Below are 22,113 nucleotides of genomic sequence, written 5' to 3'. Positions count from 1 at the left end.
TGGCCCGGGGCGTCAGTCCGACGTCGGCTGAAGGGTCTCCCGGGCCTTGGGCAGGATGTTGACGAGGTAGTCCTCGACGACCGTGTCCAGGCCGATGTCGTGCTGGGCCCGCTCGGAGAGGTACCAGCGGTGCTCCAGCAGCTCGTGGTAGATCTCGGCCGGATCCATCGAACCCCGCAGGTCCGGCGGCACGGCGCGTACGGTGGGCCGGAAGACCTCGCGCACCCAGCGGTGGGCGAGGACTTCCGGACGGGCGCCGAGGGGGTCGCCCGGGGCGTAGTCGTCCTGGGTGGCCATCCAGCTCTCCAGGTCGTTCAGCAGCCGCCTGGCCTGGTTCTCCTCGGCGTCCAGGCCGGTCAGCCGCAGCAGCTGGCGCTGGTGGTGGCCGGCGTCGACGACCTTGGGCACGAAGGTGACCGTGTCGCCGTTGGAGGCGTGCTCTATCTGCATCTCGGCCACGTCGAAACCGAGGTCGTTCAGGCGCCGGATCCGGCGCTCGATGTAGTGGTACTTGCCCGCCGGGTACACCGAGGTGCGGGTGAGTTCCTCCCACAGCGTCCGGTAGCGGGCGCAGATCTCGGTGCCGAAGTCGATCGGGTCGACGGACGGGTGCAGCGCCCCGGAGGCCTCCAGGTCGAGCAGTTCGCCGCTGATGTTCACCCGGGCCAGGTCGAGGTCGTAGTCGCGCTGTCCGGGGCTGAGCCGCGGGTGCAGGTCCCCGGTCTCGGCGTCGACCAGGTACGCGGCGTAGGCGCCCGCGTCGCGCCGGAAGAGCGTGTTGGAGAGCGAGCAGTCGCCCCAGGCGAACCCGGCCAGGTGCAGCCGCACCAGCAGCACGGCCAGGGCGTCCATCAGACGGTGCATGGTCGCCGGGCGCAGCGTGGTCTCGAACATCGACCGGTACGGCAGGGAGCCGCCGAGGTGCCGGGTGACGAGCACCGGCTCCAGCTCCTCGCCGGCGGTGCCGGCGCGGCCGGTCACCACGGCCAGCGCGTCCACCGCGGGGATGGCGAGCCGGTCCAGGTCGCGCAGCAGCTGGTACTCGCGCAGCGCGGGCCGTTCGGCCAGCTCCTTGACGGCGATGACCTCGTCCCCGGCGCGTGCGTAGCGGACGACGTGCCGGGAGATGCCGCGCGGCAGCGGCACGAGGTACTCCTCGGGCCACTGCTCCAGCGGCAGCTGCCACGGCAGTTCGAGCAGGAGCGCGGGGTGCTCCGGATTGGTGGCGCTGATCTGCAAGGCCATGCCAAGACTCTAAGCGGCGCGTTCCCGGGCCAGTAGCGCGGCTTCCTTGACGAGACCGCGGTGGACGGGCCCGTGCCCGGGGAGCAGGACGTCGCCGTCCAGTCCGGCGAGGACGTCGAGCGAGGCCAGGGTGCCCGCCCGGTCGTGGTGGAACATGTCGGGCAGCAGCTGCGGCCCCCGGGTCCGGGCCGTGGCGTGCCCGCTGACCAGCGCGTCCCCGGAGATCACCACCCCGGCGTCCGGGAGGTGGTAGGCGCAGTGCCCGTCCGTGTGCCCGGGGGTGTGCACCGGTACCGGCCGCCCGGGCAGGTCCAGGGCGCCGTCCGAGGGGAAGGGCGCGGGCGCGGTCACCGGGTGCTGCTCGGTGCCGCCGGAGCGCAGCACGTGCACCATCCAGGGCAGCACACCCGGCCGCCAGGCGTTGCGCAGCACTGTGCCGACCGACACCTGCTGGAGGAAGTCCCGCCGGGCGTGCGGCACTTCGGCCTCGTGCAGCAGGACCGGGGTGCCGTGGGTGGCGCGCAGGTACTCGGCGGAGCCCAGGTGGTCGTTGTGCGCGTGGGTGATCAGTACGGCCGTCACCGCCTCGGGCGAACTGCCCACCGCGGCCAGGGAGTCGAGTAGCAGCCGCCGGTCGCCGGGGTAGCCCGTGTCGACGAGGGTCACCGCGTCGCCGTCGGTGAGGATCACCCAGTTGGTGTGCGAACCGTGCACCAGGTAGGTGCCGTCGGCCACTTGTCGTACGTCCGCGCTCATGGGGTCTCCCGCGTTCCGTTGCCGCTCTGCTCGCACCAGCCAAGCAGACCCGGCACGGTGACGGCCGTCCGCCCCTCAGCGCACCCCGTGCGGACGGAACTGGACGCTGATGCGCGGGCCCGCGGCACGGGTGCTCTTCGGGACGCAGTGCTCCCAGGTGCGCTGGCAGGAGCCGCCCATCACGATCAGGTCGCCGTGGCCGAGCGGGCGGCGCACGGTCTCGCCGCCACCGCCCGCCGGGCGCAGCAGCAGATCCCGGGGTGCGCCGACCGAGAGGATGGCGACCATCGTGTCCTGGCGCGCGCCGCGTCCGATCCGGTCGCCGTGCCAGGCGACGCTGTCCCGGCCGTCGCGGTAGTGGCACAGCCCGGCCGTGGTGAACGGTTCGCCCAGCTCGTCGGCGTAGTGCGCGGACAGGGCGTCGCGGGCCTCGGTCAGCAGGGGGTGCGGCAGCGGGTCCCCGGCGCCGTAGAAGGCGAGCAGCCGGGGCACGTCGACGACCCGCTCGTACATGGCACGCCGCTCCGCGCGCCACGGGACCTCGGCGGCCAGCCGCTCGAACAGCGCGTCGGCGCCGTGCAGCCAGCCGGGCAGCAGGTCGATCCAGGCACCCGACCCGAGGTGGGTGCGGCGCAGTCCGCCGAGCGGGCCGAGCCGGACCTCGTCGGTCTGGTCGAAGAGCGAGCCCTGGAGGTGCCTGGTCATGGGACCAGCGTACTCCTTATTCGAATGTGCGTTCTAAGCGTGTTCGCGCGCCTGTGGTTCAGGGGCCTGTCGGATACACCGGTGTATCCGATACATTCACGCATCGAACGACGGAAGGGGCCGGGCCAATGGCGGTGAAGGCGACGACCGGGCGGGTGACCAGGCGGCGCGTGCGCACCCGCGCGAACCTCCTGGACGCGGCGTTCGCGGTGTTCGCCGCCAAGGGGTTCGGCCGGGTGTCGATCGAGGAGGTCTGCGAGGCGGCCGGGTACAGCCGGGGTGCCTTCTACTCCAACTTCGACAGCCTCGACGAGCTGTTCTTCGCCCTCTACCGGGACCGGGCCGACCTGATCGCGGAGCAGGTGGCCGGCGCTCTCGCCCAGGACGGACCCGGTCTGGACGTGCCCGCCGCCGTGGACCGCGTCACCGAGGTGCTGCTCCTGGACCGGGACTGGCTCCTGGTGAAGACGGACTTCCTGGTGCACGCCGCCCGCGACCCGGAGGTCGCCGGGGCCCTGCTGGAGCACCGGGCCCGCCTCCGACGCGCGATCGCCGACCGGCTCGCCCGGGCCCGCGGGCACACCGCCCTGCCCGCCGTGCTGGGCGACGCCGAGGGCGCCGCGCACGCGGTCGTCGCCGCGTACGACGGGGTCACCACCCAACTGCTCCTCGACCGGGACGTCGAGCACGCCCGGGCCTGGCTGGGACAACTGCTCACCGCGCTGCTCACCGACGGCGGCGCTCGTCAATGACAGAGCCACTGTGGACAAGGAAGGGACGGTCGCCATGGATGCCGACGTCATCGTGGTCGGAGCGGGCCTTGCGGGCCTGGTCGCGGCCCACGAACTGACCAGCCGGGGCCGGAAGGTCGCCCTGCTCGACCAGGAGAACGCGGCCAACCTCGGCGGCCAGGCCTTCTGGTCCTTCGGCGGCCTCTTCCTCGTCGACTCCCCGGAGCAGCGCCGCCTCGGCGTCAAGGACTCCTTCGACCTGGCCTGGAACGACTGGCAGGGCAGCGCCGGCTTCGACCGGACCGAGGACGAGGACTCCTGGGCGGTGCGCTGGGCCCGGGCCTACGTGGAGTGGGCGGCGGGGGAGAAGCGGTCCTGGCTCGCCGGGCACGGCATCAGCTTCCTGCCCACCGTCGGCTGGGCCGAGCGCGGCGACCTGAGGGCCGGCGGACACGGCAACTCGGTGCCCCGCTTCCACATCGCCTGGGGCACCGGCACGGGCGTGGTCGAGCCCTTCGTGCGGTACGCGCAGCAGGCCGCGCGGGACGGACTGCTCACCTTCCACCACCGCCACCGCGTCGACCACCTGATCGTCGAGGACGGCACCGCGCGCGGCGTGCGCGGCACGGTCCTCGCCGGGGACGACTCGCCCCGCGGAGTCGCCTCCAACCGTGACGCGACCGGCGAGTTCGAACTCACCGCCCAGGCCGTGATCGTCACCTCCGGAGGCATCGGCGGCGACCACGACATCGTCCGCGGCCACTGGCCCGACCGGCTCGGTACCCCGCCCGCCGAGATGGTCACCGGCGTCCCCGCCTACGTCGACGGCCGGATGCTCGGCATCAGCGCCGACGCGGGCGCCCGCCTGGTCAACCGCGACCGGATGTGGCACTACACCGAGGGCCTGCGCAACTGGGACCCGATCTGGCCCGGCCACGGCATCCGCATCCTGCCCGGACCGTCGTCCCTGTGGTTCGACGCCCTCGGCCGCCGGCTGCCCGAGCCCTGCCTGCCCGGCTACGACACCCTCGGCACCCTGCGGCACCTGCGCACGGCGGACGGCCTCGCCGAGCACGACCACTCCTGGTTCATTCTCACGCAGAAGATCATCGAGAAGGAGTTCGCGCTCTCCGGCTCCGAGCAGAACCCCGACATCACCGCCAAGGACCGGGCCGGCTTCCTGCGCGAACGCGTCCTCGGCAAGGGCGCCCCGGCCCCGGTGGACGCGTTCCTGCGCAAGGGCGCCGACTTCGTGACCGCTCCGAACCTGGAGCAACTGGTCGAGAAGATGAACGGGCTGACCGACAAGCCGCTCCTCGACGCGGCCCTGATCCGGCGCCAGATCGAGGCCCGCGACCTCCAGATGGCCAACCCGTACGCCAAGGACGCCCAGGTCCAGGGCATCCGCAACGCCCGCCGCTACATCGGCGACCGGCTCGGCCGGGTCGCAGGACCGCACCGCATCCTCGACCCCGCGGCGGGCCCGCTGATCGGTGTCAAGCTGCACATCCTCACCCGCAAGACCCTCGGCGGCATCCAGACCGACCTCGACTCACGCGCCCTGACCGCTGACGGCACGCCCGTCGAGGGGCTGTACGCGGCCGGCGAGGTGGCCGGATTCGGCGGGGGAGGGGTGCACGGGTACAACGCGCTGGAGGGCACCTTCCTGGGTGGCTGCCTGTTCTCCGGACGGGCCGCGGGCCGCGACGCGGCGCGCCGGACCGCCTGACCGACGGGGAGGCCGCCCGCGTGCTGCTCCGTCTCCTCACTTCCCGTCGAGGAGGCGGAGCAGCACGGCGGCGTGGCTCTCCCCGGGCGACTTGGACGCCGTCAGCAGCGTCACGTCCCCCTCGCGCGCCAGTTCCCGCACGTGGTCGAGGAGTTCCGCCTCCTCGGGCGCGGCCAGCTCGGCCTCGTACCGCTCGGTGAACTCCGCGAAGGAGCCCTCGCCCGCGTGGTACCAGCGGCGCAGCTCGGTCGACGGGGTGAGGCCCTTGGGCCACTCGTCGACCCGCGCCGCGTCCTTCGACACGCCCCGCGGCCACAGCCGGTCCACCAGGACCCGCACGCCGTCGTCGGGCTCGGGCGGGTCGTACACGCGGCGCACCCGGACGGTCACGCGCCCGACCTTCTGCGTACGGCCTCGCGCCGCTTGAGCGCACGGCGTTCCAGCTCGCTGGTCCCGCCCCAGACGCCGATGGACTGCCCGGTGTCGAGCGCCCATCGCAGACACTGCTCCTGGACCGGACAGCCGCGGCAGACCGCCTTCGCCTGCTCGGTCTGCAAAGCGGCCGGGCCGGTGGTGCCGATGGGGAAGAAGAGGTCGGGATCCTCCGTACGGCACGCGGCGTGCTCTCGCCAGTTGTCCATCAAAGTCACCTGCGATCGGTTTCGTTCGCGCCCTCGTGCATGGATTACTCCGATGCGGGTGACCTGTCGACAGCGGGCCGAAACCGGCTCCACGCCACGGACACCGCGATGTGGCTAGCGTCGCAATGCCCGCCGGGCCGTCGCCGTCACCGCGTCGGCCACCATGGCCAGCGCGGGGGAGTCGAGTTTCCACTGCTGCCAGTGGAGCGGGACGTCCACCGCCCGGTCCGGCGCGAAGTCGACGAGCCTCCCGGCGCGCAGCAGCGGCCCCGCCTGCGGCTCCGGCACCATGCCCCAGCCGAGGCCGGCGGCGACGGCCTCCACGAAGCCCTCCGAGGTCGGCACGTAGTGCCGCGCGGTGCTCGCGCCGCCGTGCCCGAACCGCCGGGCGAAGCCGTCCTGGAAGTCGTCCCGCCGGTCGAAGACCACCACGGGTGCCACGGCCAGCGCCTCCCGCAGCGGCCCGCCCAGATGCCGCGCGGCGAATCCGGGTCCCGCGCAGGGCAGGTAGCGCATCCGGCCCAGGAACCGGACGGCGCAGCCCGGGACGGGATCGGGCGAAGAGGTCACCGCGGCCATCACCACGCCCTCCCGCAGCAGGGCCGCCGTGTGGGCCTCGTCCTCACGCCGCAGTTCGAAACAGAGCCGGGGCTGCTGCGGCAACTCCGTGAGCGCGCCGAGGAACCAGGTGGCGAGCGAGTCCGCGTTGACGGCGACCGACACCCGGGTGGGCTCGCCGGCCGCCCCGCTCAGCCCCAGCTCGGCGTACGCGTCCCGCTCCAGCCGGGCGACCTGGCGGGCGAGCCGCACCAGCACCGCGCCGGACTCCGTCGGCCGCACCGGCTTGGTGCGCAGCAGCAGGACCCGTCCGGTGCGCTGCTCCAGGGCCTTCACCCGCTGACTGACCGCGGACGGAGTCACGTGCAGCGCGGCGGCGGCCGCGTCGAACGTGCCCTCGTCCACCACGGCCAGCAGGGTGCGCACCTGGTCGAGCGGCAGATCAGCGGTCTCCTGAGTCATCACGAGCGCTAAGGATACGTAAGAATCTTTAGCTGTACCTGCGGTGATCGTCCGCTTAGCGTCGAGAGCATGACCAACGCCCTCACCGCCGCGGCCGCCGGCTTCGGTACCGGACTCTCGCTCATCGTCGCCATCGGCGCCCAGAACGCCTTCGTCCTGCGGCAGGGGATCCGCCGCGACGCGGTCCTCGCCGTGGTCGGCATCTGCGCCCTGTCCGACGCCCTGCTCATCGCCCTGGGCGTCGGCGGGGTCGGCGCGGTGGTGGTGGCGTGGCCGGACGCGCTGACCGTGGTCGGCTGGATCGGCGGCGCCTTCCTGCTCTGCTACGGCGCCCTCGCCGCCCGGCGCGTGTTCCGCCCGGCCGGCGCGCTGCGGGCGGAGGGCGACACCGCGGGCTCGCGCCGCCGGGCGGTGCTCACCTGCCTGGCGCTGACCTGGCTCAACCCGCACGTCTACCTCGACACCGTGTTCCTGCTGGGCTCGGTGGCCGCCGACCGGGGCCCGCTGCGCTGGACCTTCGGTCTGGGCGCCGCCGCGGCCAGCCTGGTCTGGTTCGCGGTCCTCGGCTTCGGCGCCCGCCACCTCGGCCGCTTCCTGGCCCGGCCCGCGGCCTGGCGGGTCCTCGACGGACTGGTCGCCGCCACCATGATCGTCCTCGGGGTGAGCCTCATCGCCGGCGCCTGACCGCCCGCTCGAACGGGGCTGCGACACTGATCTCCGCAGCCGAAAGATGTATCGAGCACGTAGGAAGCGCGTGGACACCAGCGAGAGCAGCGAGAGCGGGACCGAGAAGGGGGCGGCGAAGACCCCCGCCCCGGACGAGGGGGCGCGGCGCGGGTGGCGCCGCTGGGCGATGGACACCCGCCCGCTGCGCCGCCCCGCCTACCGCAGGCTGTGGTCCTCGACCATCGTCACGGCCGTCGGCAGCCAGCTCACCGCGGTCGCGGTGCCCAAGCAGATCTACGACATCACCGGCTCCTCGGCCTGGGTGGGCGCCGCCAGTCTCGCCGGCCTGCTGCCGCTCATCGTGTTCGCGCTGTGGGGCGGCGCCGTCGCCGACACCATGGACCGCCGCAAGCTGCTGCTGATCACCAACACCGGCATCGCCGTGACCTCGCTGCTCTTCTGGGTGCAGGCGGTCACCGGCCTGGAGTCGGTGGCCGCCCTGATGCTGCTGCTCGCGCTCCAGCAGGCCTTCTGGGGCCTCAACGCCCCGGCCCGCAACGCCTCCATCGCCCGCCTGGTGCCCGAGGGCGAACTGCCCGCGGCCAACGCCCTCGGCTCGACCGTGATGCAGACCGGGCAGGTGGTCGGTCCGCTGCTCGCCGGTGCGCTCATCCCGGTGATCGGACTGCCCGAGCTGTACCTGATCGACGCGCTGGCCCTGTGCGTCACGGTGTGGGCGGTCTACCGGCTGCCCGCCCTCCCGCCGCTCGCGGGCACGGCGGTGCGGCGCGCGGGCGTGCGCGAGGTCGTGGCCGGCTTCCGCTACATCGCCGGGCACAAGGTGCTGCTGCTGTCCTTCCTGGCCGACATCGTCGCCATGGTCCTCGGCATGCCCCGCGCGCTGTTCCCGCAACTCGCCGCCGAGACCTACGCCCCGTACGGCGAGGGGCTCGCCCTCGGCCTGCTGTTCGCGGCGATCCCGGTCGGCGCCGTGGTCGGCGGGCTGTTCTCGGGCACCTTCTCCCGGGCGCGGCGGCACGGCTGGATGGTGATCGGCGCGGTCGTGGTCTGGGGCGCGGCCGTGGCCGGCGCCGGACTGAGCGGGAGTCTGTGGCTCGCGGTGGCGTTCCTGGCGGTGGCCGGTGTCGCCGACATGGTGTCCATGGTGTTCCGCGGGGCGATCCTGCTGTCCGCCGCGACCGACGAGATGCGCGGGCGGATGCAGGGTGTGTTCACCGTCGTCGTGGCGGGCGGCCCGCGGCTGGCCGACGTCCTGCACGGCGGAGCGGGCTCCGCCTTCGGCGCGCGCGGGGCGGTGACGGGCGGCGGGCTGCTCGTCGTGGTGGTGATGCTGGCCCTGGCGGCCGCGGTCCCGGCGCTGCGCCGCTACCGCGTCTAGGGCCTGTCTGACCCCGGGCCCCTCGCCTACAGGGAGCCGCGCCCGTGCAGCGCGTAGTGCTCCATGAGCCGGCCCCTCGTGGTCTCCAGCCGGTGCGCGAGGATCTCGGCGACCGACCGCACCAGCACGATGCCCAGGTGCGGGTCCTCCTCGCACAGGCCGAGCACCGCGGCCGCGTCGAACTCGTAGGCGCGCACCTGGCTGAACGCCTCGGCGCCGAAGTCCCACTCGTAGGGCGGGAACAGCCAGGACCAGCCGAGCAGGTCGCCCCCGCCGAGGCTGGCGACGGTGACCTGCTGCACGGGCGTCACCTGCTGGGTCAGCGAGACCGCGCCGGAGCGGATGACCCAGAAGCGGTCCGCCCGGTCGCCCGCCTCGAAGATCCGGGCGTCCTCCGGGAACGAGATCTCCTGCGCGAGCGCCATCAGCCGCTCGCGCTGGGCCGGGGGAAGGGCGGTCAGGAGTTTGATCGCTTTGGTCATGGCACGGGGCTCCTCGCCGGCGATTCGGTTCCGGGGCTTTCCCTATGCCCATTTCAGTCGTTGTCGGCGCGCTGGGCCATTCGGCGGACGGCGGATCCCGTACGGATTCGGTGCGGAATCCGGGGACGGCGGTGCGCGGGCATGAAAAAGCCCTGGCCGGACGGGGGAGGCCGGCCAGGGCCGTTGGCGGTGACCGCGGAGGACTTTTCGGTCGACTCCGTCGCCACGTATGGATGAACGCTAAACCATCCTGGGGTGTCCGGGGAAACCGGGGTGGGCGTACGTGACCGGACTCACGCACGCCCGGCGGCGTCGATCCGTCCCGGCACCACTCACTGCGGGTGACGCCCAGGGGTCAGCACCTCGTCCAGCACCCGCAGGACGGCCTCGTACGCCACCGCCCGTACGGCGGCCTCCCGGGATCCCTCCGGATCGGTCGGCCGCAGTTCCGCGCTCCGGTCCCGCCAGCTCCGTGTCTCCTCCAGCGCACAGGACCTCGCCCGGTGCATCCGGCGGAGCAGTTCGTCCGAGTCCACAACATCCGTCATGTACTCCGCGTACCCGCGCACGGCGCCCGGATGGCCGTTGGGCCATAAGGAGGGCCCGAGGTTTGCCGGTGCGGCCACAGGTCAGCCGGAAGTGACGGGTCCGTACGGCGCCCACCGCGGCGCACGGCCCGGACCGAAGGCTCATGTCACCGATCAGGGAGCGGACGTATGTGCGACAGGCACACGACCGAAACCGTCGTGGATCAGTACGGCGCGGACCGGTACCGGCCGTGCCGGCCCGCCGACGCCCGCAGAGCCGTCGAACGCGCCGTCACCGGGCGCCGGGGCGCCGACGGTCCCGCCCGGTACGACGCGCGCGCCCTCTCGGACGCCGTGCTGGTCGCCTCGGAACTGACCACCAACGCGATCCTGCACGGCGGCGGCATCACCGACTTCCGGGTCGACGTCGTGGGACCCGGCGTGCGCCTGTCGGTCAGCGACCGCAGCCACGACCTGCCGGTGGCCGTGCCGCCCACCGACGACCAGGGCCGCCGCCGCGTCGGCGGCCGGGGCTGGCCGATCGTCTGCCGACTCGCCCACGACGTGCGCGTGGCAGATCTTCCCGCCGGCGGCAAGTGCATCACCGTCCTCGTTCCGCTGTCCTGAGTACATTTCGAAAAGCGGAGTTTGTTCCCCCGGGGCGGGGGCAGTCGCAAAATCGTGCTTCGGACCGGAGGCGCAGCAGCGGGAGCGGTATGGCCGCTTCGGCCCCTCCGGATCGCGACGGATCGCGACCGGGGTGGGTCCGAACGGTGCCGTTCTCGCGGCAAGTCCCCTGACACCACCGTTCAGGAGCGAATCCGCATGCTCGTAGAAACGCCCACCGGCCCCCCCGATGCCCCGGGAACCTCCAACGCCACCGCCAACCGCCGTCGCCACGACGACGCCCCCGACACCATGGCCCTCTTCGGGCGCCTCGCGGGCCTGCCGGACGGCCCCGAGCGGGACGCCCTGCGCGACGAACTCGTCACCGCCTGGCTGCCCATGGCCCACCGGATCGCCGGCCGGTTCCGGGACCGCGGCGAGTCCCTGGAGGACCTGCGCCAGGTGGCCGCGCTCGGCCTGGTGAAGGCCATCGACCGCTTCGACCCGGAGCGCGGCGCCTTCGAGAGCTACGCCGTGCCCACCATCACCGGCGAGGTCAAGCGCCACTTCCGGGACCGGATGTGGGCGCTGCGGGTCCCCCGCCGGGTCCAAGAGCTGCGGAACAAGGTGCGGGTGGCGCGCCGCGAACTCACCCAGAGCCCGGGCAGCCCCGAACCCTCGCTCACCGCCCTCGCCGCCCACACCGGCCTCACCGAGGACGAGGTGAGCGCCGGCATGGAGGCACTGGAGAGCTTCAGCACCCTGTCGCTGGACGCCGAGCTGTCGGCCGGCGACGACGGCTACAGCCTCGCCGACACCCTCGGCGCTGCGGACGCCTCGTACGACACCGTGATCGACCGCGAGTCCGCCAAGACGGGCCTGCGCCGGCTGCCCGAACGCGAACGCGCCATCCTCTACATGCGCTTCTTCGAGGACATGACGCAGAGCCGGATAGCCGACCAGCTGGGCATCTCGCAGATGCACGTCTCACGGCTCATCAGCCGCAGCTGCGCCCGGGTCCGCGACGAGGCGCTCGGCGAGCGGACGGGCGGCGGGCGGCCGCCGCAGCACTGACCGCGTGAACTCCGGCCCGTACACCGCTGGGCGGTGTACGGGCCGGACCGTGCGTGCGGGGCCGATGCCGGGGCATGCGGAGTCCGGGAGGGGAGGTCCACATGAACGCACGAGTCATGGCACGCACAGGCCGCAGCAGCGCCCGGAGGGCCGCGAACGGATCGGCCGCCGAGGGGGCCGCCAGGGCGGGGCTCACCGCTCGCGGAGTCATCTACCTGCTGGTCGGCATCCTGGCCCTGCAGATCGCCTTCGGCACCGGAAACCGCCAGGCGGACCGGGGCGGCGCCCTGGAGGAGCTGGCGGACAAACCGTTCGGCGCAGTCCTGCTCTGGGCGCTCGGCATCGGGCTCGTCGGCATGGCCCTGTGGCGGCTGTCCGAGGCGGCCTTCGGCGCCACCGGCAAGGACGGCCACAAGGCGAAGAAGCGGGCGCCGGCCGCGGCCCGCTGCGTGTTCTACGCCTTCGTCGCCTACTCCGTGCTGGCCTTCGCGGCCGGCTCGGGCGGCAGCGGCTCCAGCGACCAGCAGTCCCGGGACATCACGGCCAGGGTGATGGAGATGCCGGCCGGACGCTGGCTCGTCGGCCTGGTCGGCGCCGGCATCGCCGTCGCCGGAGTGGTGATCGCCGTCCAGGCCATACGCCGCACCTATCACAAGAAGCTCAAGCTCGGCGCCCTGAGCGCCCGGTCCCGGAAGCTGCTCGACGTCACCGGTGTCGGCGGCGGCGTGGCACGCGGCGCCGTGTTCGCCGCGGCGGGCGCCTTCGCCGTGCGGGCCGCCGTCGACTACCAGCCCGACCGGGCCAAGGGGCTGGACGACACCCTGCGCTCCTTCGCCGAGACCCCGCTCGGACCCTGGCTCCTGGCCTGCGTCGCGGCGGGTCTGGTCCTGTTCGGGGTGTTCTCCTTCGCGCTGGCACGCTGGCGCCGCGTCTGAGCCGGGCGGCACGGGGAACACGGGGCGAATGAACGAACACGAGATTCCTCCGCCGGACGGACGTCCCGTGGACGTCTACCTCGACCTCCTGCGCGTCCGCATGCCGAACGACGACTACCAGCTGCTGCTCAGCGTGGTGGAACCGGTCCTCCAGGCGATCGACGAGCAGCAGATGCCGACCATCGACTTCTCCCTGGACGGCGACAACGCCGAGGCACTGCCCCAGGAGATCAGGGACGAGGCCGCCCTGGTCATCGCCACCGCCGTCACCGGGCGGCTGGACAACGAGGTCGTCGAGATCAGCACCGACGAGACCGGTCCGGTCCGGGTCGTCACCGACGCGACCACCGCCGCCGACCCCGAACGCCTCGGCGAGATAGCCGACTACCTCAAGGAACGCCACCGGCAGAACGAGGAACTGCGCGGCATCGCCGAGGCGAGCGGTCTGCCCAGCGACTTCTGACCGCCCGGCTCCGGCCGCTCAGCGCTGCGGGGTCTTCACGGCCACACCCAGCGGCCGGGCGAGGCCGACCACCGCCTCGTCCAGCCGCTCCAGGTGCCGCAGCACCCGGCCGGTGATACGGCCGTACCGCGGCACCCCGGCGGCGTCCGGCTCCAGCAGCGAGGCGATGCTCGGGCCGGTCTCCACCTCGGTCCTGGCGTCCCCGTCCGCGACGTGCGCGGCGATCGCCTCGATGTTGCGCACCGTGCGCCGCACCGCCCCGCGCAGCCTCGGGTCGGCCGCGATCGACGGGTGGGTGGGCAGCAGCTCGGCCGTCGCGGCCAGGGACCGCGCGTGGTAGGCGCAGGTCTCCAGCAGCGCCACCACGTACTGCGCCGTGTTGCGCCGGGTCCGCAGCGGCGTGATCGGATGGGTGAGCGGCTGCACGGCGGCCCGCAGGTCGCCCAGCGCCTGGTCCAGCTCCCGCGCCCGGTCCAGCAGGTCGGCCGCGGGACCGCCGCTGAGCTGGTCGACGGCGCCCTCGGTGACGTCGATGAGCCGCTCCAGCACCGTGCCGAGCAGTTCGTTCGTCCGCCGGTCGGTCCGTATCGGCAGCACCAGCGCCGCCGCGACGATCCCGCACGCCGCGCCCAGCGCCGTCTCCTCCACCCGCAGCAGCAGCACCGACATGCTGTACGTGTGCAGCAGGGTGTACAGCAGCCCCAGCATCGCCGTGACGAAGAACGACATGAGCGTGTACGACAGCGGCGCCGTGTAGAACATCGCGAAGATCAGCACCAGCACCAGCCCGAACGCGGTCCAGGTGTGGTTGCCGACCAGACCGGCCAGCACGATGCCGGCCACCACCCCCAGCACGGTGCCCAGCAGCCGGCGGTAGCCCTTGACCAGGATCTCGCCGGTGGACGCGGTGTTGATGAAGACGATCCAGCAGGTGAGGACCGCCCAGTACCAGCGCTGCGTCGACAGGAACTCACCGCCCACGATGGCCAGCGACGATCCCACCGCCACCTGCACCGCGGCCCGCGTGGTGGGGCGCCTGAGCCCGGTCGGCTCGTCCTCGGCCGCCGCCTCCTCACCGGCGTCGATCGCCGCGTCCTCGGCGTCCAGCTCCTCCCGGGAACGGGCCGTCGCCGGTGAGTCGTCCGACTCGTCCTGCGGCCCGTCCAGCGCGATCCGCAGCCCCATGACCGCCCGCGCGCTCTCACCGATCCCGCGGAACACGTCCTGGACGGCCGGGGTCGCCTCGGGCAGGTTCTCCTCGTCGCGGTAGCCGAGGAGCCGGTTGCGCAGATGGGACAGCGCGGTCCCGCGCGCCTCGGCCGGCGGCTTCAGCACCAGCGTGCGCAGCGCCGCCAGGTCCCGGCGCAGTATGTCCGTCGCCTCACCGGGCGCCGGTGAGCGGCCCACCGAGGGCGCGGGCGCCCCCGGCAGATGCAGCGTCAGGGTGTCCGCCCGCTCGGCGCTGCGCGCGGTCAGCAGCAGCAGGCCCAGCCGTTCGGCGGCGATCTCGGCGTCCGCGATGCGCCGCTGCACCAGCCGCGCGGTGGACTCGTCGGGCGTGCCCTCATCCAGCCGGGACTGGATCATCAGGGCCGTCTCGTGCAGCCGCGCTGTGCCCTCGCGCAGCCGCTCCAGGGTCTTCTCGATGTCGTCGGGACCGGCGTCCAGCAACTCGGCCTGCGTGGCGATCAGCTGCGCCAGGCGGGCCCGGAACGCCTGCCGCAGCCGTTGCAGGATCCGCGCCGGCGTGGCCGGTACGATCCCGAAGCGCACCACCGCGCTGGACGCGAACGCCACCGCGATGGCGGTCCACAGCGCCGGCAGCCCCGACACCTTCGCGCCGACGAACAGCGACACGAAGTAGACCTGGAAGCCGATCAGCCCCAGCGCGGTGCCGCGGTCGCCGAACCGGCGGACGAAGACCGCGCAGAAGATCAGGACGACGAAGATCGCGTCGCCGAGGATCACCCGCGAGGTCAGCAGCGCGCTGAGCGACACCGAGGCCAGGGCGACGGGCAGGCCCAGCGCCAGCGTCACGGCCTGCGGGCCCAGCTCCTTCTCCCGGATGGCGAAGGTGGCGACCATCGCCGCCATGGCGCCGGCCACCAGATGCTTGACGTCCACGCCGAACGCGGCGAGCACCGCCAGCGTCAGCGCGATGGCGCCCACCGTCCGCAGTCCCGCCGTCAGCCGCAACAGCCCGGGGTCGGACGCGGCGACGCTGTCCCGCAGCCGTGTCCGCACCGAGCGCCCCGCTGCCTTCACGCCGCCGTACACTCTCCCGATTCACAGCCGATTCCCGGCCGGTTCACGCCGAGATCCACTTCTCAGCATGTCATGCCGCGGGCCGGTCCCGGCCGCGGGGTCACCGCTCCTTCAGACCCGCCCCCTCGACCTGCTCCCGCACCTGTTCCGGGGTCAGATACGCGTCGGTGTACTCGAAGTCCTTCAGCTTGGCCGGTTTGCGGGCCTGGAAGCCGGTGCGTACGAAATCGTCGCCGGCCACCGCGTTGATCGCCCAGTTGGCCGCCACCCGGGCCTTGGCGACGCCCGTGCGCAGCGCCGACCAGTGGTAGCCGCGGGCCACCGCCTGCGCCGGCAGACCCTTCAGCTCGATGCCGAGCGGCTTGGAGACCGCGTCGGCGCCGCCGAGGTCCACGACCAGACCGAGGTCCTTGTGCACGTACGGCCGCATCGGCTGGTTGCGCAGGGTGGCGATGAGGTTCTCGGCGACGTGCCGGCCCTGCCGCATCGCGTGCTGGGCGGTGGGCGGGCACACCGCGCCGTCCTGGCCCTTGGCGAGGTCGGGCACGGCGGCGGAGTCGCCCAGCGCGAACACCCCGTCGTGGTCCGGCAGGCACATCTCGGCGGTGACCGCGAGCCGCCCCTTGACCGTCTCCGCGCCGAGCGTGGCCATCAGCGGGCTCGCCACCACGCCCGCGGTCCAGATCAGCGTGCGGGTCGGCACCACCCGGCCGTCCGTGAAGGTGACCTCCTCGGGCCCGGCCTTGTCGATGGAGACGCCCAGGGAGATCTCGATGCCGCGCCGGGCGAGGACCTCCTGCGCGTCGCGCCCGAGCTTCTCACCCAGCTCGGGCATCAGCTTCGGGGCGATGTCGATCAGGTGCCACTTGATCAGGCTCGGGTCCAGCCGGTTGTAGCGCTTGACCGCCGCGTGCGTCAGCCGCTGCAGACAGGCCGCCGTCTCGGTGCCCGCGTAACCGCCGCCGACCACCACGAACTGCAGCCGGGAGGCGCGCTCGACCGGGTCCTGGCTGGCGTCGGCGAGATCCAGCTGGGAGATGACGTGGTCGCGGATGTACGCGGCCTCCGCCAGCGTCTTCATGCCGAACGCGTTGTCGGTGAGCCCCGGAATGTCGAAGGTGCGGGTGATGCTTCCGGGCGCGAGGACGATGTAGTCGTACGGCTCGTTGACGATCTGGTCGGTGATGGTGCGCACCACGCAGACCTTCGCCTTGAGGTCCACCCCGATGGCGCCGCCCGGGATGATCCGGGTCCGGTAGCGGCGGCTGCGGCGCAGGGAGAGCGCGATGGACTGGGGGGTCAGCACCCCGGAGGCGACCTGGGGCAGCAACGGCAGATAGAGCTGGTAGGAGAACGGTGTCACCAGGGTGACGTCGGCTTCTCGGGGGGCGAGCTTCCGCTCCAGTCGGCGGACGCACTCCACGCCGGCGAAACCTGCGCCGACCACCAGAATCCTGGGTCGTGTCACGGTGTTCATCCCTTTCTGCGGCTTCGGACGTTCCGCCGCGAACGCCCTTCGCCTGCCCCTGGATCGCTGCTTCGCACCTCGACCATCCCATCGCGCCCAGGCCGGTACGGCCAGCCGGGCGCGGCAGGCGGGTGCGATGAGGCGGGTGCGGCCGGGGGAGTGGTGCCGCCGGTCAGGCCGGGCCGCGGAGGTGGCACAGCAGCAGGCACACGTCGTCGTCCCGCTCGGAGTCGCTGAGCAGCGGACGCAGGAGCCCGTCCGCCGCACCCTCCAGGTCCGTCTCCAGCTCCGCCGGCGCGAACGAGCCCAGCGCGTCGGCCAGTCGTCCGATGCCCGGGTCTATGCCCCGGGCGCGGCGCTCCACCAGACCGTCGGTGTACAGCGCGAGCGTGGAACCGGGCGCCAGCGGCACCGTGTGGTCGGCGATCTCCTGCCGGAGCGGGATGCCGAGCATCGCGCCGGGCTTGTCGTCCAGGATCCGCACCCGCCCGTCCGGGGTCCGCAGCACCGGCGGCGGATGGCCGGCGGCGGCCCACGTCAGGGTCGGGTCGTCGGGGTGGAAGCGCGCGATGACGGCGGTGGCGAACAGGTCGGGCTGCAGATGGTGCAGGAACGTGTGCAGCCGGGTCAGCAGCCGCCCCGGACTGCCGCCGTCCACGGCATACGCCCGCAGCGCGGTACGCAGCTGACTCATCATCACGGCGGCGCGCAGCCCGTGCCCGGTGACGTCGCCGACCACGGTGATGACCCCGCCGTCGGGCTGCCGGAACGCGTCGTACCAGTCGCCGCCGATGTTCAGCCCGTGGGTGGCCGGCAGATAGCGGGCGGCCAGCCCGAGGCCCGCCGGGGAGGGCAGCTCCGTCAGCAGGGCCCGCTGGAGCGTCTCCGCGATGTCGCGGTTGTGCTGGTAGCGCCGGGCGTGGTCGATCGCGATGCTCGCCCGCCGGGTCAGCTCCACCAGCATGACGGCGTCGTCCGGGTCCCACAGCTCCCCGGGCGGGGACAGGGTCACCACGCCCAGGGGCGCCTGCCGGGTCGGCAGCGGGATGCACAGCGCGGGCCGGTCCGGGTCCAGCGCCGAGGGCGGCTGGTCCTCGACGCCGGGCAGGTCCCCCGGGTGCGTGGCGGCGTACTGCGGCCGCCCGGTGCGGGCCGCGACCACGGCGGCCGCCGGATGGGCCTGCCCCGTCCCCCCGCCGTCCTGCTCGAAGAGCCAGACGTCGACGCTCGCCGCGTACTCGGGCACCAGCAGCTCCGGCAGCCGGCGCACGATCTCGTGGTGGTCCAGGGACGCCGTCAGCACCGCGCTCGCGTCCGCCAGGAAGGTCAGCCGGCGCCGGGCGTTCTCCGCCTCCGTGCGCGCCTTGCGTTCGGCGGCGAACGCCTCCCGCTGGGCCCGCCCGGCGGCGTCCAGCTCCGCGTGCAGCGCCACGACACCCTGGTTGGTCTGCTGCAACTCCTCGCGGTGGAAGTCGACCAGGTCCTCCTGCTCGCCGAGCCGCTCCAGCACCAGCGCCGTGTCCTCGTCGGCACCCAGCAGGGCCTCCGCCAGCCCGGTCGCGTCGTCCGGCCCGGCGCCGTCCCCGAGGTCCGGCGCCGGCTCGGGGCAGGGCACCGTGACCCGCCACGGCGGCTCACCCGCGGCGGCGGCGTCCGGCGAGGGTGTCACCACGGCGTGCAGGGCGCCCTCCCCGGCCTCCGCCGCGGCGCGGCCCGCCGGGCCCGTCGTCAGGGTCAACCGCCAGGTGCCGCCCTTGGTCAGGCACAGCCGCAGCTGCGCGCCGAGCGCGGACGCCAGACGGGTGCGCTCCAGCGGCGGCACGCCGCAGGCCGTGGCCAGCCGCGCGGTGGCAATGCGCGCCCGGGCCGCGTCGGTGACGTCGCTGATCTGCCAGGTACGGGTCATGGGCGGTCCGCCGGGACGGGGGCCAGCACGGCGACCGCGGTGTCGTCCCGTACCGGGCGGGCCGGGCTGCTCGCGTCGCGGAGGGTGACGGCGGCGGTCACCGCCGGGTCGACCGTCGTGCGGCAGGTCTCGGACGTCGGCGTCCAGCGGCTCGGCAGACCGTCGCTGTGCAGGACCAGCACCCGGTCGTCCGCCCAGTCCGCCGTCTCCTCACGCAGGGTCGTGGGCCGGTGGGTGCCGATGATGCCGGGCCGGGACACCAGGTGGCGCCAGGTGCCGCCCTCGCACAGCCGCGCCCCGATGTTGCCGACCCCGGCGAACCTGAGCACGCCGGCCCGCGTGTCGACCTGGGCGACCGCGACCGCCGCGCCGCGGGTGCCGGTCAGCGCCCGGTCGAGCCGCCGCAGCGCGTCCGCGGGGGTGACGTGGGCCGCGTCGCGCAGGGCCTCGACGGCGGCGGTCGAGGCACGGGCCGCCTCCGGGCCGTGGCCCAGACCGTCGGCCAGCATCAGCGTGACCAGGTCGCCCGCGCGCACCCAGGCCCAGGCGTCGCCGGAGTACTGCGCCCCGCCGAAGGGCAAGTTGACGCCGCCGGCCCGCACCCGGTCCGCCGGGCCCGGCTCGGCGGCCGGACCGTCGGGCACGGCGCCGATCCGGGCGGCCACCACCGTGCCCCGCCCCGGGACGCTGTGCAGGTCGAAGTGGTCCGCGAGGCGCGCGCAGGTGCCCAGACCGGCACCGAGGGAGCGCGCGGTGGTGAAACCGTCACCCAGGGCGGCGGGCACGTCGGCGATCCCGGGGCCGTGGTCCACCGTGGTGACCTGCACGAGCCGGGCCCCGTCCCGGCCGCCGGCGAGGACGGGCGGGGCGACGACGTCGATGAGGACCCGGCCGCCCCCGGCGTGCTTGAGCAGATTGGTGGCCAGCTCGGTCGCCACCAGGGCCGCGGTGGCGGTGCGCTGTCCGTCCAGTCCGGCGAGGGCGGCCGCCTCCTCCGCGGCCACCCTGGCGTCGCGCACCCGGGTCGAGTCGTGCACCGGCACGTCCCACACGCGCGGCATCAGGTCTCCTCGCGCGGCCGGGGCGGCCGGCCCACCCAGGAGGCCACCCGTACCGTCGTGCCCGCGCCCGGAGCGCTCTCGATGGCGAACTCGTGCACCAGCCGCCGGGCGCCGCCCAGCCCCAGGCCCAGCCCCTCACCGGAGGTGAAGCCGTCACTGAGCGCCTGCTCCAGATCGGCGATGCCCGGTCCCTCGTCGGCGAAGGTGAGCCGCAGCCCCTGGGCGCCCCCGTCGGTCAGCGGCTCCGTCTCCATCGTTCCGCCACCGCCGTACACGAGCGTGTTGCGGGCCAGTTCACTGGCCGCCGTGACCAGCTTGGTCTGGTCCACCAGGCCGAAGCCGGTCTGGGCGGCGGCCTGCCGCACATGCTGTCGCACCCACACCAGATCCATGTCCGAACGGATCGGCAGGCGGGCCTGGGAGCCCGCGGCAGTGTGCATCACCGAGTCTCCCGGCGCGGGCCGCCGGAGCGGGACGACGGGGCCCGCCCCGTGAGGAACTCCATGGCCGCCTCGGGATTGAGCGCCGTCCGCATGCCCGGCAGCGTCAGACCCAGCTCCACCAGCGTGATGGCGACCGCCGGCCGCATGCCGACCACCACGGTCCGCGCGGCGAGCAGACCGCTCTGCCCGGCGATCTCGGCCAGCACCCGGCCGAGGAACGAGTCGACGATCTCCACGCCGGAGATGTCGATGATCACGCCCGTGGCGCCACTGCGCACGATGGTCTCGGCGAGATCCTCCTGGAGCTGCTGCGCCGTGCTGTCGTGCAGATCCCCCTGCAGGGTGACCAGCAGGACGTCACCGAGCCGCAGGACCGGAAGACGACCCGACAGGGGACCCCCGTGGGGCCCCGGGAAGCCCTCGCTCACCGCGTGACCGCTCCGTTCCTGCCGGGCGTCACGATGCCGACCCCGAGCTGGTCCAGCACGTACTCCAGCGCGTCGGCGAGGCTCGCACGGGTCGGCACGTTGCCCAGGTCGAGACCGAGGTGGACCATGGTCTGCGCGATCGCCGGCCGGATGCCGGAGACCATGCACTCGGCGCCCATCAGCCGGGCCGCCGCGACCGTCTTCATCAGGTGCTGGGCCACCAGCGAGTCGACCGTCGGGACACCGGTGATGTCCAGGATCGCGAAGCGCGCCTGCTGCTCCACGATGGACTCCAGCAGGGTCTCCATCACCACCTGGCTGCGGGCGCTGTCCAGCGTGCCGATCAGCGGCACGGCCACGACGCCGTCCCACAGCTTGATGACCGGAGTGGCCACCTCCAGCAACTGCAGCCGCTGCCGGTCGATGAGCGCCTGCCCCTCGCTGAGCGCCGTCTGCATCACCACGACCCGCAGCGTGCCCATCAGCACACCCAGCGTGGTGAGGCAGGAGCGGATGTGCTCGACGGAGTCGTCGGGCAGATCGGCCAGGAGCAGGTTCTCGACCGGCGACCGCAGCGCGGCCAGTTCGCCCGACACCTGCGCGCTGCTCAGGCCGGCCCGGGAGCGGGCCGCGCCCATCCGCGCCAACTGCTCGCGCACCGTCGTGAATCCCGCGGCGTCCGGATCCTCCACCCGTTCCGCGTCCGCGACTTGAGCCAGCGCGTCCACCACGGCCTTGCCCGCCTCGACCGCCTCGTCGCGCGAGACGGTGAACACGGCCCGGAACAAGGGTTCGTCCGCCCAGCGCTGGGCGATCTGCTCCCGGCGGCGCCGCAGAAAGTCCCTGATCTCAAGCGTGGGCGATCCCGCGGTTCCCTCTTCCGGCACCTGTTCCACTCCTCATCCGCTCGTGCCGCACACAGCGCGCGAAGCGGTGCGGCGGTGATGTGACTCTGCCGGGCGACAACTGTAACCACCCGCCGACCTCGTACGACACCTGCTCCCGCACGACCGGTCCATGAGCGGCGGGACCGGGGGCTCAGGCCTCCGGCACGTCCGGACCCTCCGGCTGCGCGTCGACGCGCGCGAGCGCCTCCTCGGTGCTCTCCGACACCGGCACGGTGATGCTCACCCCGGTCAGGTCCAGGACGCGCCGCACCGCCGGGGCGGGCGCGATGATGTGCACACTGCCCGGCAGCTCCCGGGCCTCCTGGTAGACCCGCAGGATGATGTTCATGCCGGAGGAGTCCATGAACGGGACCTCCGACAGGTCCAGCAGGAAGTGCCGTCGGCCGTGGTGGAGTTGGTTGGCCAGGTGATGCTGCAGCTCGGTCGCGGTGTCGACGTCCAGGTAGCCCTCGACCTTCAGCAGCGCGATCTCCTCCCGCGGCAGCGTCACCTCGACGGACAACGGGTTCTGGGCGATGGGCACGTGTACCTCCAACAACGCGGCGGCGGGGGGGGGGGGGGGGTTGCGCGGGGCGCGGGGTTTACCCCCGGAGGGCGGGGGCGTGCTCGGGCGCCGGGACGGGGTGGCGGGCGGCCCTGGCCCGGCCGGGGTGCC

Annotated in this window: 24 protein-coding genes; 8 read left to right on the top strand and 16 right to left on the bottom strand. The window is 73.5% G+C overall.

All coding sequences use genetic code 11. From position 1 onward, the window contains the following. Positions 1-12: 12 nt before the first annotated feature. The 3 genes from ACFC1X_RS16425 to ACFC1X_RS16415 form a co-directional block, all read right to left on the bottom strand. Entirely contained in the window at positions 13-1,245 is a 1,233-nt protein-coding gene (locus ACFC1X_RS16425) for a DUF4032 domain-containing protein (RefSeq protein ID WP_376353903.1), read from the bottom strand. Positions 1,246-1,254: 9 nt separating this feature from the next. Then, positions 1,255-2,001, bottom strand: a complete 747-nt coding sequence (locus ACFC1X_RS16420; protein WP_376353900.1) for an MBL fold metallo-hydrolase — start codon at positions 1,999-2,001, stop codon at positions 1,255-1,257. A 75-nt stretch (positions 2,002-2,076) separates the two neighbouring features. Continuing rightward, positions 2,077-2,706, bottom strand: a complete 630-nt coding sequence (locus ACFC1X_RS16415) for an alpha-ketoglutarate-dependent dioxygenase AlkB (protein ID WP_376353897.1) — start codon at positions 2,704-2,706, stop codon at positions 2,077-2,079. A 128-nt stretch (positions 2,707-2,834) separates the two neighbouring features. Here ACFC1X_RS16415 and ACFC1X_RS16410 point away from each other — a divergent pair, with 128 nt between their 5' ends. Together ACFC1X_RS16410 and ACFC1X_RS16405 are read left to right on the top strand one after the other, a co-directional pair. Then, positions 2,835-3,458: a TetR/AcrR family transcriptional regulator gene (locus ACFC1X_RS16410; protein ID WP_376353894.1), complete on the top strand. Its 624-nt coding sequence runs from the start codon at positions 2,835-2,837 to the stop codon at positions 3,456-3,458. A 34-nt stretch (positions 3,459-3,492) separates the two neighbouring features. Then, the gene (locus tag ACFC1X_RS16405) at positions 3,493-5,166 is read left to right on the top strand and encodes an FAD-binding dehydrogenase (protein WP_376353891.1); all 1,674 of its coding nucleotides are present in this window, start codon (positions 3,493-3,495) and stop codon (positions 5,164-5,166) included. Positions 5,167-5,202: 36 nt separating this feature from the next. Here the strand turns inward: ACFC1X_RS16405 and ACFC1X_RS16400 are convergent, their stop codons facing one another. The 3 genes from ACFC1X_RS16400 to ACFC1X_RS16390 form a co-directional block, all read right to left on the bottom strand. Beyond that, complete coding sequence (locus tag ACFC1X_RS16400) at positions 5,203-5,556, bottom strand: DUF488 domain-containing protein (RefSeq protein ID WP_376353889.1); 354 nt, start codon at positions 5,554-5,556, stop codon at positions 5,203-5,205. Continuing rightward, on the bottom strand, positions 5,553-5,807 hold the full coding sequence (locus ACFC1X_RS16395) for a WhiB family transcriptional regulator (protein WP_122618739.1): 255 nt from the start codon (positions 5,805-5,807) through the stop codon (positions 5,553-5,555). The genes ACFC1X_RS16400 and ACFC1X_RS16395 overlap by 4 nt, the downstream gene beginning before the upstream one ends. Positions 5,808-5,921: 114 nt before the next feature. After that, a complete protein-coding gene (locus ACFC1X_RS16390) occupies positions 5,922-6,827 on the bottom strand; it encodes a LysR family transcriptional regulator ArgP (protein ID WP_376354526.1) in 906 nt (301 codons plus the stop codon). 69 nt (positions 6,828-6,896) lie between these two features. Between ACFC1X_RS16390 and ACFC1X_RS16385 the strand changes: the two genes are divergently transcribed. Both ACFC1X_RS16385 and ACFC1X_RS16380 read left to right on the top strand, forming a co-directional pair. Then, on the top strand, positions 6,897-7,511 hold the full coding sequence (locus tag ACFC1X_RS16385; protein WP_376353886.1) for a LysE/ArgO family amino acid transporter: 615 nt from the start codon (positions 6,897-6,899) through the stop codon (positions 7,509-7,511). Positions 7,512-7,581: 70 nt separating this feature from the next. Further along, positions 7,582-8,892 carry an MFS transporter gene (locus tag ACFC1X_RS16380; RefSeq protein ID WP_376353883.1) on the top strand — a complete coding sequence of 437 codons (1,311 nt, stop codon included), beginning with the start codon at positions 7,582-7,584 and terminating at the stop codon, positions 8,890-8,892. A 26-nt stretch (positions 8,893-8,918) separates the two neighbouring features. Here the strand turns inward: ACFC1X_RS16380 and ACFC1X_RS16375 are convergent, their stop codons facing one another. Both ACFC1X_RS16375 and ACFC1X_RS16370 read right to left on the bottom strand, forming a co-directional pair. After that, positions 8,919-9,374 (bottom strand): cyclic nucleotide-binding domain-containing protein, encoded by a 456-nt coding sequence (locus ACFC1X_RS16375; protein WP_376353880.1) that lies wholly within the window; start codon positions 9,372-9,374, stop codon positions 8,919-8,921. Positions 9,375-9,706: 332 nt separating this feature from the next. After that, positions 9,707-9,922 carry a hypothetical protein gene (locus ACFC1X_RS16370; protein ID WP_376353878.1) on the bottom strand — a complete coding sequence of 72 codons (216 nt, stop codon included), beginning with the start codon at positions 9,920-9,922 and terminating at the stop codon, positions 9,707-9,709. A gap of 168 nt (positions 9,923-10,090) precedes the next feature. Between ACFC1X_RS16370 and ACFC1X_RS16365 the strand changes: the two genes are divergently transcribed. The 4 genes from ACFC1X_RS16365 to ACFC1X_RS16350 all read left to right on the top strand — a co-directional run bounded on the left by ACFC1X_RS16365 (position 10,091) and on the right by ACFC1X_RS16350 (position 12,979). Then, positions 10,091-10,528 carry an ATP-binding protein gene (locus ACFC1X_RS16365; RefSeq protein WP_376353875.1) on the top strand — a complete coding sequence of 146 codons (438 nt, stop codon included), beginning with the start codon at positions 10,091-10,093 and terminating at the stop codon, positions 10,526-10,528. A 198-nt stretch (positions 10,529-10,726) separates the two neighbouring features. Further along, positions 10,727-11,581, top strand: a complete 855-nt coding sequence (locus tag ACFC1X_RS16360; RefSeq protein WP_376353872.1) for a SigB/SigF/SigG family RNA polymerase sigma factor — start codon at positions 10,727-10,729, stop codon at positions 11,579-11,581. A 101-nt stretch (positions 11,582-11,682) separates the two neighbouring features. Continuing rightward, complete coding sequence (locus ACFC1X_RS16355) at positions 11,683-12,516, top strand: DUF1206 domain-containing protein (RefSeq protein WP_376353870.1); 834 nt, start codon at positions 11,683-11,685, stop codon at positions 12,514-12,516. A 28-nt stretch (positions 12,517-12,544) separates the two neighbouring features. Next, positions 12,545-12,979: a hypothetical protein gene (locus ACFC1X_RS16350; RefSeq protein WP_122618714.1), complete on the top strand. Its 435-nt coding sequence runs from the start codon at positions 12,545-12,547 to the stop codon at positions 12,977-12,979. An 18-nt stretch (positions 12,980-12,997) separates the two neighbouring features. On the opposite strand, the gene ACFC1X_RS16345 is transcribed toward ACFC1X_RS16350, so the two are convergent. The 8 genes from ACFC1X_RS16345 to ACFC1X_RS16310 form a co-directional block, all read right to left on the bottom strand. After that, entirely contained in the window at positions 12,998-15,244 is a 2,247-nt protein-coding gene (locus tag ACFC1X_RS16345) for an FUSC family protein (protein WP_376353867.1), read from the bottom strand. A 100-nt stretch (positions 15,245-15,344) separates the two neighbouring features. Continuing rightward, entirely contained in the window at positions 15,345-16,721 is a 1,377-nt protein-coding gene (locus ACFC1X_RS16340; RefSeq protein ID WP_376353865.1) for an NAD(P)/FAD-dependent oxidoreductase, read from the bottom strand. Positions 16,722-16,884: 163 nt separating this feature from the next. Then, the gene (locus tag ACFC1X_RS16335; RefSeq protein WP_376353862.1) at positions 16,885-18,618 is read right to left on the bottom strand and encodes a PP2C family protein-serine/threonine phosphatase; all 1,734 of its coding nucleotides are present in this window, start codon (positions 18,616-18,618) and stop codon (positions 16,885-16,887) included. Continuing rightward, complete coding sequence (locus ACFC1X_RS16330; protein WP_376353860.1) at positions 18,615-19,679, bottom strand: ATP-binding SpoIIE family protein phosphatase; 1,065 nt, start codon at positions 19,677-19,679, stop codon at positions 18,615-18,617. Before ACFC1X_RS16330 ends, ACFC1X_RS16335 begins: the two co-directional genes overlap by 4 nt. After that, a complete protein-coding gene (locus ACFC1X_RS16325; RefSeq protein ID WP_376353857.1) occupies positions 19,679-20,119 on the bottom strand; it encodes an anti-sigma regulatory factor in 441 nt (146 codons plus the stop codon). Before ACFC1X_RS16325 ends, ACFC1X_RS16330 begins: the two co-directional genes overlap by 1 nt. After that, positions 20,119-20,550, bottom strand: a complete 432-nt coding sequence (locus ACFC1X_RS16320; RefSeq protein WP_376353855.1) for an STAS domain-containing protein — start codon at positions 20,548-20,550, stop codon at positions 20,119-20,121. Before ACFC1X_RS16320 ends, ACFC1X_RS16325 begins: the two co-directional genes overlap by 1 nt. Beyond that, positions 20,547-21,437, bottom strand: a complete 891-nt coding sequence (locus ACFC1X_RS16315; protein WP_376353853.1) for an STAS domain-containing protein — start codon at positions 21,435-21,437, stop codon at positions 20,547-20,549. Before ACFC1X_RS16315 ends, ACFC1X_RS16320 begins: the two co-directional genes overlap by 4 nt. 151 nt (positions 21,438-21,588) lie before the next feature. Next, positions 21,589-21,981, bottom strand: coding sequence for an STAS domain-containing protein (locus ACFC1X_RS16310; protein ID WP_376353850.1), 393 nt, complete (start codon positions 21,979-21,981; stop codon positions 21,589-21,591). Positions 21,982-22,113 lie beyond the last annotated feature (132 nt).

This window comes from Streptomyces sp. NPDC056128 (genome assembly GCF_042263835.1).
In the GTDB taxonomy this organism is placed as follows: domain Bacteria; phylum Actinomycetota; class Actinomycetes; order Streptomycetales; family Streptomycetaceae; genus Streptomyces.
The sequence above is the reverse complement of the archived record's forward strand: the minus strand, read 5'-3'. Positions and strand labels throughout refer to the sequence as shown.